General features: G+C 70.9%; 11 protein-coding genes and 3 pseudogenes. 4 read left to right on the top strand and 10 right to left on the bottom strand.

The annotated features are described in order from the left end of the window. Window positions 1–65 precede the first annotated feature (65 nt). The 5 genes and pseudogenes from GWK25_RS44830 to GWK25_RS25305 all read right to left on the bottom strand — a co-directional run. Window positions 66–509, bottom strand: coding sequence for a hypothetical protein (locus GWK25_RS44830; protein ID WP_215453302.1), 444 nt, complete (start codon window positions 507–509; stop codon window positions 66–68). Beyond that, window positions 506–1139, bottom strand: a pseudogene (locus tag GWK25_RS25320) (ABC transporter ATP-binding protein). Before GWK25_RS25320 ends, GWK25_RS44830 begins: the two are co-directional and overlap by 4 nt. Before the next feature lie 134 nt (window positions 1140–1273). Next, a complete protein-coding gene (locus GWK25_RS25315; protein ID WP_215453300.1) occupies window positions 1274–1951 on the bottom strand; it encodes a response regulator transcription factor in 678 nt (225 codons plus the stop codon). Window positions 1952–1963: 12 nt separating this feature from the next. Then, a complete protein-coding gene (locus tag GWK25_RS25310) occupies window positions 1964–3196 on the bottom strand; it encodes a sensor histidine kinase (RefSeq protein ID WP_215453297.1) in 1233 nt (410 codons plus the stop codon). Continuing rightward, window positions 3193–3815: pseudogene (locus GWK25_RS25305) on the bottom strand (fatty acid desaturase); the annotation flags it as partial. The pseudogene GWK25_RS25305 and the gene GWK25_RS25310, both read right to left, overlap by 4 nt. Before the next feature lie 47 nt (window positions 3816–3862). On the opposite strand from GWK25_RS25305, the pseudogene GWK25_RS43745 reads away from it, so the two are divergent. The 3 genes and pseudogenes from GWK25_RS43745 to GWK25_RS43735 all read left to right on the top strand — a co-directional run. After that, window positions 3863–4297: pseudogene (locus tag GWK25_RS43745) on the top strand (transposase); the annotation flags it as partial. 145 nt (window positions 4298–4442) lie between these two features. After that, a complete protein-coding gene (locus tag GWK25_RS43740; protein ID WP_251830816.1) occupies window positions 4443–4826 on the top strand; it encodes a hypothetical protein in 384 nt (127 codons plus the stop codon). 95 nt (window positions 4827–4921) lie between these two features. Further along, window positions 4922–5689: a transposase gene (locus tag GWK25_RS43735; RefSeq protein ID WP_308404314.1), complete on the top strand. Its 768-nt coding sequence runs from the start codon at window positions 4922–4924 to the stop codon at window positions 5687–5689. Window positions 5690–5878: 189 nt separating this feature from the next. On the opposite strand, the gene GWK25_RS25295 is transcribed toward GWK25_RS43735, so the two are convergent. From GWK25_RS25295 to GWK25_RS25280, 4 genes are all read right to left on the bottom strand, one after another. Beyond that, window positions 5879–7318 (bottom strand): GH1 family beta-glucosidase, encoded by a 1440-nt coding sequence (locus GWK25_RS25295; RefSeq protein WP_215453294.1) that lies wholly within the window; start codon window positions 7316–7318, stop codon window positions 5879–5881. 127 nt (window positions 7319–7445) lie between these two features. Then, complete coding sequence (locus GWK25_RS25290; RefSeq protein WP_215453291.1) at window positions 7446–8363, bottom strand: carbohydrate ABC transporter permease; 918 nt, start codon at window positions 8361–8363, stop codon at window positions 7446–7448. Window positions 8364–8375: 12 nt separating this feature from the next. Beyond that, a complete protein-coding gene (locus GWK25_RS25285; RefSeq protein WP_059084708.1) occupies window positions 8376–9347 on the bottom strand; it encodes a carbohydrate ABC transporter permease in 972 nt (323 codons plus the stop codon). A gap of 94 nt (window positions 9348–9441) precedes the next feature. Then, complete coding sequence (locus tag GWK25_RS25280; RefSeq protein WP_215453288.1) at window positions 9442–10752, bottom strand: ABC transporter substrate-binding protein; 1311 nt, start codon at window positions 10750–10752, stop codon at window positions 9442–9444. Window positions 10753–11067: 315 nt separating this feature from the next. Between GWK25_RS25280 and GWK25_RS25275 the strand changes: the two genes are divergently transcribed. Next, on the top strand, window positions 11068–12081 hold the full coding sequence (locus GWK25_RS25275) for a LacI family DNA-binding transcriptional regulator (protein WP_215453285.1): 1014 nt from the start codon (window positions 11068–11070) through the stop codon (window positions 12079–12081). A 939-nt stretch (window positions 12082–13020) separates the two neighbouring features. Here GWK25_RS25275 and GWK25_RS25270 read toward each other — a convergent pair. Beyond that, the gene (locus tag GWK25_RS25270) at window positions 13021–13413 is read right to left on the bottom strand and encodes a hypothetical protein (protein WP_215453283.1); all 393 of its coding nucleotides are present in this window, start codon (window positions 13411–13413) and stop codon (window positions 13021–13023) included. Window positions 13414–13426 lie beyond the last annotated feature (13 nt).

Below are 13426 nucleotides of genomic sequence, written 5' to 3'. Positions count from 1 at the left end.
GAGCCGATACGGGGTGGGAGCCGGGTACGGGGGCCGATGCGATGCCGGCTGCCGCCCCGGATGGGCTAGGACCAGCGGCGCAGCGTGGCCCGGGCCGGCAGCGTGACCGCCGGCAGGGCAAGGCCGACGCCGGCGCCGTGCCGGCGGAGGACGGCACCGACGCCGACGCCCTCGCCGGCGCCGTGAAGCAGGCCCTGGCCGGCTCCGGCGTCCAGGTCCACACCGGCGACGACCGCGGTGCCGTCGAGGACCCGGGCCTCGGGTACGCCAAGGTGACGCTCTTCGGAATCGGCGGCTCCTTCGGCGGCGTCGCCGCCATCGTCGCGGTCTTCACGGCCGCCGGAACCGTCGCGCGTACCAACGCCCGCCGCCTCGCCTCCGCGATCACCTCGATCGTGCTCGCCGTGGCCTTCTCCTCGACCCTCCATCAGCAGCGCGAGGAAGGTCCCCGCGAAGGACGCGGGCTTGAAGCGCACGGCCTCACGGGCGAGTCCGTTGGGGCGCGTCATGCCGCCACCCCCGCCGTCGCACCGGAGCGGGAGGCGCGCGAGGTGAGCACGGCCATCCGTGCCGCGATCTGCTCCGCCGAACCGCGCTCGAGGTGGTCGGCGAAGGCGCCGTCGGCGAGGAACAGCACATGGTCGGCCCAGGCGGCCGCGGCCGGGTCGTGGGTGACCATGACAACGGTGGGGCCCAGAGCGTCCACCGCGTTGCGCAGCAGGCCGAGGACCTCGGCGGCGGTGCCGGTGTCGAGGGCGCCGGTGGGTTCGTCCGTGAAGATCACGTCGGGGCTGGTGACCAGGGCGCGGGCGACGGCCACGCGTTGCTGCTGACCGCCGGAGAGCTCTCCGGGCCGGCGCTTGGCCTTGTCGGCGAGTCCGACCTGGGCGAGCACCGCCTGCGCCTGGCGCCGGTCCTGGCGCTGCCCGGCCAGGCGCATGGGCAGCAGCACGTCCCATGACCGCGGTGAACGTGCCGCGCGGCAGGGCGAGGCGATGCCCGCGAGGGCGTGCACCGTGCCCGCCCCCGCGGCCGTACTGCCGCCGGACGTCGCGCAGTTCGACGGCGAGAGCGGGCGTGGCGGCCGGGACCCCGGGCCGGGTGTCCGCCTTCTGCCGCTTGCCCCTGCGTAGCCTCATGTCCCGTCTCCCTCTCACGTGCACTTTCTGTGACGGGTGAAGAGTGCGGGGACGGCCTTGCGCCGGGCGTCATACCGGGGAGCCAATGTGGGGGTGCTACCGCGGTAGGGGGTGGAGGAGGGGCGGGGGCGGTCCTACTCGCCTGGAGTGACCAGCCCCGACTCGTAGGCGAAGACCACCGCTTGGGCGCGGTCGCGCAGGTCAAGCTTGGTCAGGACGCGGCTGACGTGCGTCTTCACCGTCTGCTCAGCCAGCACCAGCGTCTGCGCGATCTCCTTGTTCGACTGCCCGCGGGCCACCAGCATGAGGACCTCGCTCTCGCGTTCCGTCAGGCCTTTGAGCCGCAGCGCCGCGGGCTTGCCCCGGGCGGCGGGACGCTGCTTGGCGAAGTCCGCGATGAGGCGGCGTGTCACGGAAGGGGCGAGCAGCGCGTCGCCCGAGGCCACGACGCGGACCGCCGCGATGAGGTCGGCCGGCGGCGCGTCCTTGAGGAGGAAGCCGCTCGCGCCCGCCCGGAGCGCCTCGTAGACGTAGTCGTCGACGTCGAAGGTGGTGAGCATCAGGACGCGCGGCCGGTGTGTCACACCGGGTGCCGGCTCCAGGAGGCGGCGTGCGGCCTCCAGCCCGTCCATCTCCGGCATCCGCACGTCCATCAGCACGACGTCCGGGTGGGTACGCCGGCTCAGCTCGACGCCCTGCGCGCCGTCGGGGGCCTCGCCCACCACGTCGATGTCGCTCTGGGCGGCCAGCAGGGCGGCGAAGCCGGCCCGCACCATGGCCTGGTCGTCGACGATGATGACGCGCGTCGTCACGTGAAGTCCTTTTCAGTCAAGGAAGTTCAGGGGAAGTCGGGCGGCGACCCGGAAGCCGCCGGCCGGCAGCGGCCCCGTGTCCAGGCTGCCGCCGACGAGCCGCACCCGCTCGCGCATGCCGACGAGGCCGTGCCCGGTGCCGCCCGCCTCGAGCGGCCCGTCGGGCGGCTGGGGCGGCGGTCCGTTGACGACCAGGACGGTGAGCCGCGCACCGTCCTGCGGATCGGACTCCGTCACCGACAGCGACACCTGCGTGCGGGCACCCGGCGCGTGCCGCACGACGTTCGAGAGAGCCTCCTGGACGATCCGGTACGCGGACAGGCCGACCGCCTCGGGCACCTCGACGTCGCAGGGGGTGAACTCCACCGGCCCGCGGGCCCTCGCCGTCACTTCCACCAGCTGCCCGATCTGCGCCAGGCCCGGCTGGGGCGCGAGCTCGCCGTGCGCCTCCTCGTTGCGCAGCACGCCGAGGAGCCGTCGCATTTCGCCGAGCGACTCGCGCGCGGTCGCCGCGATGGACGTGAACTCCTCCCGCACGTCCGGCGGCAGCCTGTCGAGGCGGTACTCCGCGGTGTCCGCCTGCACCGTGATGACGGACATGTGGTGTGCCACCACGTCGTGCAGCTCGCGGGCGATCCGGGCGCGCTCCTCCAGCAGCGTCCGCCGGCCACGTTCGGCCTCGCTGATCGTCTCCTGCTCGACCAGCCTGCGCTGCGCCTCGGACCGCTCGCGCAGCGCACCGCCCAGCAGGAGCGCGACGCCCCCGAGGATGGTGAACAGCAGGCCCATGGCGCCGAAGCCATGGGGCGCGACGAACCCCAGGGCCACGTTCGCGGCGGCCGTGGCCAGCCACACCAGCAGCAGTGTCCGGCGCCGCTCGCGCAGCCCCAGGGCGAGGCAGAGGCCGACATACCCGACGATCTCCATGGGCGGGAACGGCCACAGCAGCCGCTCCTGGAAGTCGACGGTGAGCAGGGCGAGCGCCCCGGCGACGTCCGCGACGAAGACCACGTACCAGGCCTGCAGCGGCCGTACGACGGCGAGCAGCAGCGGCGCGGCCTGCGCGACGGCCAACCCGCCGGCGACGCCTCCGGTCAGGCCGTAGTCGGCGGTGAGGACCACGATGGTCGTGGGCAGCAGGGCGACGCACAGCACGAACGCCACGGCCCACGGCAGCAGCCGCACCCATCGCCGCGAAGCCCCCGCGAGCAGTGCGCGCGGGCGTTCCTCCTCCACTGAGGTCATGCGCACCAGCCTATGTGCGCCGCGACGGCGTCCGGAGTGGCGCAAGGCGTCGGCTCCTCATATGTCGGCACGCAGCGGTTCTCCCACATGTGCCGCAGGGCCTGACGGCAGGAGTCGACGAGGTCGGTCTCCGCGTAGGGGATGCCGAGGTCGCGGCAGCGGGCCTTCACCATGGACCGGGCGAGCCTCAGGTGCGGGCGGGGCATGCCGGGGAACAGGTGGTGCTCGATCTGGTGGTTGAGGCCCCCGAGGAACCACTCGGTGAGGAAGCTGCCCCTGACGTTGCGGGACGTGAGGACCTGGAGCCGCAGGTGTCCCCACTTCTCGCCGTCGGGGTCGGGCATGTCCATCCCCTTGTGGTTGGGCGCGAAGGCCATGCCCGGGTGCAGCCCGGACAGGGCCTGGTGGAGCGCCGCGAAGACGAGTGCGTGCGTGAGCGGCATGGTCGTCAGGAGGAGGGTGACGTACCCGGCGACGTGGGCGACGAGGAGCATGCCCTGCCCTCCGCCAGTCGTTCGCGGCCGGTCTGACGGCGCAGGCCCTGGAAGCCGTGGAGCTTCAGGGCCAGCCCTTCGAGGAGGGTCAGGGGGAAGAAGAGCCATGCCTGGTGGCGCGTCACCGACACGAGTCGTCGTAGACGGGCTCAGCTGAACATCAGCTCCCCGCATGCTCTGCAGCCCGCTGAGCTTGACTCTGTCGGGGATCTTGGAGTTTCCCGGTACGGCAGCGAGATCGACAGGCATGCTCGTGTGGGTCCGCCGACCGATACAGCTGTCGAGGTGCTCGTTGTCCCTTCGTCCCCGTTCCGGTGAGCAGGTTCCGCCTCTGACTGCGCAGGTCGCGCGGGCGAGCAACCCGGGTGGCACGACGGCGATATGGGTGCGTGACCGCCTTGATGGGCTGTGGTGCGACGAGGACTTCGCCGACTGGTACCCGCGGGACGGGCGTCCGGGTCTGTCGCCCGCTCAGCTGGCCACTGTGTGTGTGCTGCAGTTCCTGCTCGGTCTGTCGGACAGGCAGGCCGCCGAGGCGGTCCGCTGCCGCATCGACTTCAAGTACGCCATGGCCATGGAGCTGGACGACCCCGGCTTCCACCACAGCGTGCTGGGCGACTTCCGAGACCGTCTCGCCGAGGACGGCCGCGCCGACCGCCTCCTCGACCTCGCACTCGCGCGCCTGAAGGAGGCCGGTCTCGTCCGCGAGCGCACCACCCAGCGCACCGATTCCACGCACGTTTCTGGCAGCGGTGCGGGATCTGACCCGTCTGGAGCTGGTCACAGAGGCGGTCCGCGCCGCGCTCGAAGAGGTCGCAGGTATCTCTCCTCATCTGCTGGACGGGCTGGTCGACGAGGACTGGGGGCTGCGCTACGGCCGGCCGGTTCGCCTGGGGAAGAACCCCACCAAGCCCGTGACCAGGATTCTTGCCACCGGAAACGACGCCGTCCGACTTCTGGAATACCTCCACCGCTTCGGAGCGGGCCGCATGTCCGGTCCTCGTATCCAGGCTCTGCGCCAGATCATGGTGCAGAACTATCACCGTGATGCCGCGGGCCACCTGCGCTGGCGCACCGCCGAGAAGGAGGGCGGGGCGGGTCTGCCGTCGTCGTCGAGGGCGATCGTCTCTCCCTAAACACCTCGGCCCGCTACGCGCGACACGGGCACATCATCAGCTGGAAGGGGTTCGCCGCTCATCTGACCGAGACCTGTGCTGCCGACAGCCCCAACGTGATCACGGATGTCGCCACCACCGCGGCCACCACCCACGACAGCCAGGTCCTGCCCGGCGTCCACACACGCCTCGCCCGCCGCGGCCTGCTGCCCGCCGAGCACCTGGTCGACGCCGGCTACACCTCTCTGCCCCACCTGGAAAAGGCCGCCCGTGAACACCAGGTCACCGTCTCCGGTCCGCTGAAGAGCAACCCCACCCGCCAGCACCGCCGAGGCGAGGGCTTCGCCCGGGACGACTTCCATATCGACTTCGACCGTCAGCAGGTGACCTGCCCCCAGGGACAGGTCAGCGCGGGCTGGCACGGCCCCTACCCGACATCCTCACCTACCGCCGCCCCGCTGATCGTGGCCAGGTTCACCAAGAGCCAGTGCCGCCCCTGCCCGGCCCGCACCCAGTGCACCAGCACCGCCGACGACGCCCGCACCGTGGGCTTCTCTCCCCGAGAGCTCCGTGACCTGCAACTCCGCGTCCGTGCCGAGCAGCAGACGCCCGAGTGGAAGGCCCGCTACGCGGTCCGCTCCGGAGTGGAGGGCACGGTCAACGAGTTCGCCCACGGACACGGCATACGGCGCTGCCGCTACCGAGGAAAGGGAAAGGTCCACGTCCAGCACGTCCTGACAGCCATCGCCGTGAACATCGAGCGCCTCAGCGGACTGCCACCAGCTGAGGAAGCCCCCACATCCCGCCGGCCGACGGCCTTCCAGAACTACCTCGACCAACGCGAGATCCCTCGCCTGAAGTCCTGGCGAACCCTGGGCACTTGACTCCGCCGGCACCAAGATCCCCGACAGAGTCAAGCTGAGCGGTGACGCGCCGCATGGGGAAGTCCTGCAGTCGTTCACGCGCACCGGGCGCCCGGCACGGTCCGCCCCCGTCCGCGCTCCGTCGGCGGGCGGGGGCGGTCCCCTGGTGCGGCACGCCACGCGGGATGCTGTGTGGCCGCACCGGCCCGGTCAGGCGCCGGGCAGCACGCCGGTACGGGCGACCTCGGCGTACCAGCGGGCGCTGGCCTTGGGGATGCGGGTGCCGGTCGGGTAGTCGACGTACACGGCTCCGAAGCGCTTGCTGTAGCCGTGGGCCCACTCGAAGTTGTCCAGCAGGGACCACAGGAAGTAGCCGCGCACGTCCGAGCCGTCCAGGATCGCCTGGTGGACGGCGGCCAGGTGCCCGCGCACGTAGGCGATGCGGGCGGGGTCGTTGACCTGGCCGGCCGGGTCGGCGTAGTCGTCGAAGGCGGCACCGTTCTCGGTGATGACCAGCGGCAGCCGGGGGAAGTCGACGGAGAGACGTCGCAGGAGGTCGTACAGCCCGCTGGGGTCGACGGCCCAGCCCATCGCGGTGGTCTCGCCGGGCGGCTGGTGGAAGGCGACCGGGTCGGCGGCCGGCCAGGGGCTGTGGGCGCTGTTGCCGTGTCCGTCGGAGGTGTGGGTGCCGCTGCCGTCGGCCTCGGAGACCAGGGTGGGGCTGTAGTAGTTGACGCCCAGGAAGTCCAGCGGCTGGTGGATGTCGCGCAGGTCGCCGTCCTGGACGAAGGACCAGTCGGTCAGCTCGGCGGTGTCCTTGAGCAGGTCCTCCGGGTAGGCGCCGGTCAGCATCGGGCCGGTGAAGACCCGGTTGGCGAGGGCGTCGATCCGGCGGACCGCGTCGGCGTCGCCGTCCGAGTCGGTGAGCGGGCGCACATGGTGGATGTTGAGTGTGACCGAGACCTGAGCGTCGGCGCGCAGGCGGTCGCGCAGTGCCTGGACGGCCAGGCCGTGGCCCAGGTTGAGGTGGTGGGCGGCGCGCAGGGCGGCGACCGGGTCGGTGCGGCCGGGGGCGTGCACGCCGGAGCCGTAGCCGAGGAAGGCGCTGCACCAGGGTTCGTTGAGGGTGGTCCAGGTCTTCACCCGGTCGCCGAGGGCGTCCGCCGCGAGGGCCGCGTACTCGGCGAACCGCTCGGCCGTGGCCCGTTCGGGCCAGCCGCCCGCGTCCTCCAGTTCCTGGGGCAGGTCCCAGTGGTAGAGGGTCGCTACGGGCTGGATGTTCTTCTCCAGCAGCGCGTCGACCAGCCGCCGGTAGAAGTCCAGCCCCTTCTGCACGGCCGGGCCGCGGCCGGTGGGCTGGATCCGGGGCCAGGCGAGGGAGAAACGGTAGGCGCCCAGGCCGAGTTCGGCCATCAGGGCGACGTCCTCGTTCCAGCGGTGGTAGTGGTCGGTGGCGATGTCACCGGTGTCGCCGTTGCGGACCCGGCCGGGGGTGCGGGCGTAGGTGTCCCAGATGGACGGCGTACGGCCGTCCTCCGCGGCGGCCCCCTCGATCTGGTACGAGGCGGTCGCGGAGCCCCAGAGGAAACCTCGGGGGAAGGTGCGTGCGGCGTCCGGGGCGGACCGGCTCTGCTGTGCTGCGGTGACCACGTAAGTCCTTTCGAGGGGGGATGGTGGTGTGCGCGGGTGCGGTGGGTGGCATTGGGCGCGGTGGGTTCCGGGGCGTGTCGGCCGGGCGAGGGGCGGGCTCGGCTGTGCGGGGGCGCGCGGGGGCGGGTCAGCCCTTCACGGCGCCCGCCATGATGCCGCTGACGATCTGCCGGCCGAAGACGATGAACATCGCCAGCAGCGGCAGGGTGCCCAGCAGCGCGCCGGCCATGATCAGCGACTGGTCGCGGACGTAGCCCGCGCTGAGCTGGGTGAGGGCGACGGGGACGGTGGGGTTGGTCATGTCGAGGACCACGAACGGCCAGAAGAAGTCGTTCCAGGCGTGCACGAACGTGATCATGAACAGGACGGCCATCGCGGGCCGGGCGACGGGCAGCACGATGCTCCAGAAGATCCGCAGCGAGTGCGCCCCGTCCACGCGTCCGGCCTCGACGAGTTCGTCCGGCAGCGCCTCGGACAGGTACTGCCGCATGAAGAACACCCCCACCGCGCTCACCAGCGTCGGGAAGATGACGGCGGGCAGCTGCTGGGACCAGCCCAGCTCGGACATCATCATGAACAGCGGTACGACACCGAGCTGCGGCGGCACCAGCATCGTGCCGATCACCAGCATGAGCAGCGCGTTGCGGCCCTTGAACCGCAGCTTGGCGAAGGCGAACCCGGCGAGCGTGGCGAACATGACCGTGGACAGGGCGATCACCCCGGCCACGATGAGGCTGTTGACCATGGCCTTGCCCATCGCCGCCTCGTCCCAGGCCCGGGCGAGGTTGCTGAACAGGTTCGGCCCGGGCAGGAAGGGCGGCGGTGTCTGGCTGACCCGGGTGTTGTCGGTGGAGGCCGCCACCATCGTCCAGTACAACGGGAAGATCGACAGCAGTGCCATCACGGCGAGCAGCACATAGGCCAGCGGGCCGGCGTGGTGCTGGCGGCCCGCTCGCTGGCGCAGCAGCCGGCCACCGCGGCCGGCCGGCTTGCGGGGGGTGCGGACCGCGCTGCCGGTCCGGGCCGGGAGACTCTGAGTGGTCATGGTGACTCCAGGTCAGGACGTGCCGGAGCGCAGGCGCTTGACGAGGCGCTGCACGAGGAAGACGAGGACGAGCAGCAGGAACATGGCCCAGGCGACGGTGGCCGAGCGGCCCATCTGGTAGTTCTTCCAGCCCTCCTCGTACAGCAGCAGGCCCAGTGTCTGGTACTGGTTGTCCGCGCCGCCGGTGATGCCGTTCGGGCCCTGTCCGAAGATCAGCGGTTCGCCGAACAGCTGGGTGGCGCCGATGGTGGAGAGCACGATGGTGAAGACGATGGTGGAGCGGATCCCGGGCACCGTGACGTGGGTGAACTGCTTCCAGCGGGAGGCGCCGTCCAGGGAGGCCGCCTCGTACCGGTCGGCGGGGATGGCCTGCATGGCGGCCAGGTACAGCAGCGCGTTGTAGCCGGTCCAGCGCCAGATGACGATGGTGGAGATCGCGATCTGGGCGGGCCACTTGCCGCCCTCCCAGTCCAGGGGGTCGATCCCCACCGTGCCGAGCGCCCAGTTGATCATGCCGAAGTCACGTTCGAAGATCATCGTGAAGACGAGGGCGGCGGCGGCGACCGAGGTGGCGTAGGGGACCAGGGAGGCGACGCGGAAGAACAGCGAGGCGCGCATGCGGTAGTTGAGCAGGTGCGCCAGTCCCAGGGCCATCAGCAGTTGCGGCACCGTGGAGATGACACCGATGGTGATCGTGTTCTGCAGCGCGTTCCAGAACCGTGAATCGCCCCACAGCTCCACGTAGTTGTCGAACGCCACCCACTGCATGACGTCGAGGGTGGCGAGTTCCACGTCGTGCAGCGAGATCCACGACGTGTAGAGCAGGGGGTAGAAACTGAACGCGGCGAAGACCACGAAGAACGGCGCGACGAACGCGTACGGGGCGCCCTTGAGGTCGAGGCGGTGCAGGAGCGCGCCGCGCCGCCGCGCCGGGCCCTTGTCCGGGGAGTGCCCGGCGGGGGCCGTGGTGGTGGAGGTGGCCACCGGAGGATCCTTCCTGAGAGCGGATGGGTGAGCCGGCCGTCCGGGCCCGCCGCCGAACAGCGGGCCCGGACGGCCGCGGCCGGACGGACGGGGGTCAGCCGACCGCCTTCTCGATGCGCTCCGCGGTGGTCTTCCACGCCTTGTCCCGCGCGGTGCCCTGCTGCTCGATCAGGGTGAGGCCCTGGGAGAAGGTGTCCTTGATCGTGCCGTCCTTGCGGCCGAGGACCTGCTTGTCCGGTATCTCCTGGGCGGCGGCGCCGAAGATCTCGCCGATCGGCGCGTCACCGAAGTACGCCGATTTGGCGTTCTTCACGTCGGCGCTCTCCAGTGCCTCGCGTGAGGAGGGGATGTTGCCGATCTCCTTGAAGATGTGGGCCTGCTGCTCCGGCGCGGTCAGCCAGGCGACGAGCTTCTTGGCCTCCTCCTTCACCGGGCTCTGCTCGATCACGCCGAGGAAGGACCCGCCCCAGTTGGCGCCCTTGGGTGCCTTGGCCACGTCCCACTTGCCCTTGTTCGCCGCACCGGCCTTCTCGCTGATGTGGCTGAGCATCCACGCGGGACACACGGCCGTGGCGAAGGTGCCGTTGGCCAGACCCGGGTCCCAACCGGGCTGGAACTGGCGCAGCTTGGCCGTCAGGCCGTCCTCCGCTGCGTCCGCGGCGAGGTTCCACGCCTCCTTGACGGCGGGGTTGGAGTCGTAGATCAACTCGCCCTTTTCGTCGTAGTACTGCTCGGGGTAGCCGTAGACCATGGCGTTGAACAGGCCGCTGGCGGCGTCCATGTAGGCGACCTTGTCACCCTTGAAGTCCTTCTTGAAGGTGCGGCCGACCTCGACGTACTTCTTCCAGTCGCCCGCCCAGAGCGCCGCGACCTCTTCGCGGTCGGTGGGCAGGCCCGCCTTCTCGAAGTAGTCCTTGCGGTAGCAGACGGCCATCGGGCCGATGTCGGTGCCCAGCCCCAGCACCTTGCCGTCCGCAGTGCTGATCTGGGACTCCTTCCACGGCAGGAAGTGGTCGGTGCCCGACGTCCCGGCGAAGTCGGCGAACCGGGAGGCCTGCGTCTCGGTGATCTCCTTGGCACGCCCGATCTCGATGCCCTGGATGTCCTTCAGGCCCTTGCCTGCGGCGAGCCTGGTCTGCAACGCGGTGTAGTAGGTCTGCTCGTCACCGGCGATCTCGGCCTTGATGTCGACGCCGGGGTTCTCCTTCTCGTACTGCTCGAGAAGGCCCGTCTCCTTGATGCCCATCACCCCGAACAGGCCCATGGTGATGGTGACCTTGCCGTCCTTCTTTCCCCCACCGGTGACCGAGTCGTCGCTGCCGCTGCAACCGACGACGAGTGTCAGCGCGCCGACGGCCGCGACCGTCGCCATCGCCCTTCTGTGCGACCAACCGAAAGTGCCCATGGATCTCCTCCCAGCGGCGGCGCCGGCCCATCGGTGACGAGTTCTGCGATGGCTGCAGCGATGCCGGACAGCGGCTCTGACAAATGGCGGTGGGAACGTGCCCAACGCTGGGTGGGCACGTTCCCACCGCGCCTCGAAGACTCGTCGGAGCAGGGCGGGTCTGTCAATGACTTGAACGCAACTCGTCCTGGGTCCGCGGCTTGTGCGGTGGGCACCGCGGCGTCCCGGGGTGCCGTGCCGAGGTCCAGGTCTGCAAGAATTGCCGCAGGTCACCTCCGCGGCAGGCACCGCCGCGCGACGCCGAGGGGGAAGCGCATGTCCGGCAACCGCCGCCCAACGATCAAAACGGTCGCCGCCCGCGCCGGTGTGGGCCGCACCACCGTCTCCCGAGTGGTGAACGGCTCCGACCTCGTCAGCGCCGACGCCCGTGCCCGGGTCCTCGCCGCGATCAAGGAACTCAATTACGTGCCCAACTCGGTCGCCCGGGGCCTGGTCACCAACCGCACCAACGCCGTGGCCCTGGTGATCCCGGAGTCCGAGAGCCGGCTGGGATCGGAGCCCTTCTTCGCCGCACTCATCCGCGGTGTCAGCGGTGCCCTCGCCGACAGCCGCACCCAGTTGCAGCTGATACTCGTCCGCGACCAGGCCGAACGCGATCAGCTGACCGAATCGGTGGCGACCCGCCGGGTGGACGGCGTGCTCCTGGTCTCCGTGCACTCCACGGACCGACTGCCCGGCATGCTCGAGGAGATGGGCCTGCCCACCGTGCTCGCGGGCCGCCGCGACGCCGGCGAACAGCTGAGTTACGTGAACGCCGACAACGCCGGAGGCGCCACCGCGGCGGTCCACCATCTGCTCGAACGCGGCCGGCGGCGCGTGGCCACCATCACCGGCCCCCTGGACATGGACGTCAGCCGCAACCGGCTCGCCGGCTGGCACACCGCACACCGCGAGGCGCGCCTTTCCGCGGACGAGGCGCTCGTCGAGGAAGGAGACTTCACCGAGGAGAGCGGCGTCCGCGCGATGCGTTCGCTTCTTGAACGCGCCCCTGACCTCGACGCGGTCTTCGCCGCCTCGGACCTCATGGCCGTCGGCGCCCTCACCGAACTGAAGCGGCAGAAGCGGCAGGTGCCGCGCGATGTCGCCGTCGCCGGATTCGAGGACTCCGTCCTCGCCCGCCACACCAACCCGCCGCTGACCACGGTGCGCCAGCCCGTCGAGGAACTCGGTCGCACGATGGCCCGCATCCTCACCGACATCACCCAGCACGGCGCGCCACGGCGGCAGGTCACGCTGCCGACCGAGCTGGTGGTGCGCGAGTCCACGTAACGGACCCACGCGTTCAGCGCGGCAGGCCCCCGCAGGGCGGCCAACGGGCTTGGCGCGCCTTGGTCACCGTCAGCCCCGGCGGGAGCCTCCTCGACCCGACCCGATGAGGCGTCGGATCGGGAGTGCGTCAGCTCAGCAAGAGGTCTGCCCGTGCCGCCCTCAGGCCTTTCCGCAGACCTCTTCGCAGTGCAGCCGCAGTTCGGCGCCCCTTCCCCGCGGCTTCAGCGGGACCGGCGGCGACTCCGGGCCGACAGGCAGTCCCCTCCTCTCACGCTGCGGCTGACCCGCCACTTCATGGTCGGCTCACGAGCAATGCGTGCGGAAGATCCCCGCCACCCCACAGACTCACGGTCCGCCGCTGAGGTGACCTGGTGCGACTCAGGCGGCGTTGGCCTGCGGAACAGGTATCAGCTGCAGGTGCGGTGGTTGTAGCCGGCCTGTCGCCAGTCGCCGTCTCCATCCACGAAGACGTACTTGCCTTCGGTGTTCCGCCTCACCATGAAGCCGTGGAGAAATGGGGAAGGCGGCCTGAGCCGGCAGGGTGGTCATGCGGTCGTGCTCGGTCGTGCTGGGCGTCCATCCACTGCTCTGCGGTGATGCCGCTGGTCCGGGTGGCTCGTGCTTCGGGTTCCGTGTCGACTGCCTGGCCTCGGACGTATCCAAAGCGGGTGACTGCCGCGTGCATACGGGTGTCTGCGTCCAGCCCGACGCCGTCCGGGGCTGCCGGGGCTGCCGGGGCTGCCGGGGCTGCCGGGGCACAGTCAATGTGCCGCCTGCCGTGCGGCACAAGCAGGGGCCGGCTGAGATTGAGGGACGCGGCCAGCCAGGGATGCGCCTGGTAGAGGCGCCACTGGACCGCTGCGGACAGTTCGAGCCTGGTGCGCCAGCCCTCCGGAGGCCGCGTCGGCAGCGGCGCGCTCGCGAAGACAGCCTCCTCCCTCAGCCTGTGATCGCCCGCAGGATCGGCTGGCCGAGTGTGCCGAGCCAGCCCGCGAGCGCTCCAAGCGGCCCGATCAAACTCGTGCCGGCCGTGGCCAGCGCACCCGCCGAGGACAGCAGCCGGGTGATCCGGCCGAGCCGGCCCGCCACCGCCTGCCGGTCTGGCTCCGGCTGGGCGACTTCCTCGTCCAGCGAGTCCAGCTCGGCCCGCACCTCGGGCTCGATGGCCGGCGGCAGTGCCGTCTGCTCGATGGACGCCCGTAGTTCCCGGACCAGGCCGCGTACTTCCTGTCCGCCCGCCGTGAAGACGGCCGACTGGCCATCGTGAACGGTCTGGTTCCCGGCGACGTTGTTGACCACGCCGCCCTGCTGGTTGCCGATGTTGAAGGCCATGGCTCCCCATCTC

It is taken from the genome of Streptomyces sp. ATCC 21386 (assembly GCF_018728545.1).
Classification (GTDB): domain Bacteria; phylum Actinomycetota; class Actinomycetes; order Streptomycetales; family Streptomycetaceae; genus Streptomyces.
The sequence above is the reverse complement of the archived record's forward strand: the minus strand, read 5'-3'. Positions and strand labels throughout refer to the sequence as shown.